The 2,051-nt window shown below is 44.1% G+C and carries 1 protein-coding gene; it reads left to right on the plus strand.

The window, feature by feature from the left end:
* On the plus strand, nt 1-1,885 hold a 1,885-nt coding region (locus FJR06_RS02530; protein WP_217359757.1), incomplete at its 5' end, for a dockerin type I domain-containing protein.
* Nucleotides 1,886-2,051: the final 166 nt, after the last annotated feature.

Genomic DNA, 2,051 nt, shown 5'->3' on the forward strand with positions numbered 1-2,051 from the left:
CTATGACGCAAACGGCAATAGTTCCGACCCCTACTTCAGCCAATACTACGAAGCCGACATTCTGGGTAATCAGAAATATAACTTCACCTATAGCTATGGTAATGGGGATAGTTACAGTGGCTATGGCTACGCAGCAGTAGGAACCTATACAGCAGGTCAAACCATTGGCGGCATTGCTAACGAAACTAACGAAACCAATCTTTATCCTGGCGGTACAGGAGCGGTTGAAAACAATACTCTTGGTTATAATTGGGTCGGTGATTCAGTCTACCACCTGTCCTATACCTTTACTAATGTATCCGATGCCCTAACCCTGAATTTTATAGGCTCTGGCCTACAGGAAATCACTGATGAAAGTTGGGGATTGGATAATGTCAAAGTGACTGCTGGTGGTTTCAATTACTCCAATGACTTTGAAAGCGATTCCGTAACTGGTTGGTCAAGCTCGACCCGTTCCACAACTCCTGTTGGTTCCCGCAATTTCCTCGGTGAATTTGGTAACGATACGGTGAGTCTAGCGCTCAATGATGTCGCTCTAAACGGTAGCGTCACCGTAGAGTTTGACTTGTTTATTATAAACAGTTGGGATGGGAATGGTTCTTTTGCTGCTGGTCCAGACGAATTTACTGTCAATACTTCAGACGGTCAAACCTTATTAAATACGACCTTTGCTAAGTATCCTGGTCAGCTTCAATCCTATCCTGGTGCGGGGCAGAGTGGCCAGTACACCATTGACTCGGTTGAATTAGGCAATACTAACGCAGGCTATAACGGCTACGTCTATGTCACCAGCTACACAGATGGTGATACTGGCTATGGAACAACAACCAATCTCTATAACTATGGCGGTTACTATGGTTTAGGCTCTGAATACGGTTATGCCTATGACGCAAACGGCTATAGTTCCGACCCCTACTTCAGCCAATACTACGAAGCTGACATCCAGAACCAACTATTCAACTACACCTACACCTACGGTAATGGCGATAGTTATAGTGGTTATGGCTACGCAGCAGCAGGAACCTATACAGCAGGTCAAGTATTGGATGGTTATGCCAATGAGACAGGAAATACTGGCTACTATACCATTGACTCAGTGAGCGCTGGAACAACGGATAGTTCCTACAACAATCGTGTCTATGTGACTAGCTACACAGATGGTGATACTGGTTACGGTGAGACCACCAATCTCTATAGCTATGACGGCGGTTCTGGGCTAGGCTCAGAATACGGTTATGCTTACACAGCAGATGGGTATAGTTATGATTCCTACTTCAGCCCATACTCCGAAGCTGATCTTGTGATTCCAGGTTTGGCTATTACCGATAATTCAGGCAATGCCAATGATTCTAGTATCAAATTCACAACAGAACTATCCAAGTTCCGTAAGAACTTCCAAGACAGCGATTATGTCCGCCCCAATTATGCTGATACCACCAAATACTTTGACATCACCAATACGGGGTCAGGTGTTCTGGTAGTTTCGGATATTCAGATTAATGTCAGCGGGGTTACTGTGAATCTGGATTTGTCAGGGGATAAAGACCTGTTCCTGAATGCGGGTTCGAGCCAACGGGTTAACTTGACCTATGATCCTTTGGTGGCTGGGGAAAACTTTGATCTTACTAATGGTCTGGTATTGTTTACCAACATTCCTAATTGGTCTCAGTACGAGGTCGCCTTGTCCGGTAAATCCACCTTTAACTCAGACATCAACTATGATGGCAAAGTTAATACTGGTGATTTAGGTTCACTGAACCAAGCAAAAACGAACTTTGATAACGGAATTTTTGATGCCACTGCTGATATCACTGGTGATGGTTTTATTAATACCCTTGATGCAAGTGCTTTGATTGCTGACATCAAACTGAAATTGTCAGTTTAAGTTCTCGGTGTCTACTTAGGGACTTCCAATTAAAAAAATACTCAAAAATTTCTTGTGGTGCGGGCATCTTGCCCGCTAACCATCAAGGACGGGCAGGATGCCCATCCCACAAAATTGGGTAATTTATTTTTTGGTGTTCCCTTAGAGGGTGTTTGAAAAGTCCCTC

Origin of the sequence: Dolichospermum sp. UHCC 0352 (genome assembly GCF_009711925.1) — a bacterium.
Classification (GTDB): Bacteria; Cyanobacteriota; Cyanobacteriia; order Cyanobacteriales; family Nostocaceae; genus Dolichospermum; species Dolichospermum lemmermannii.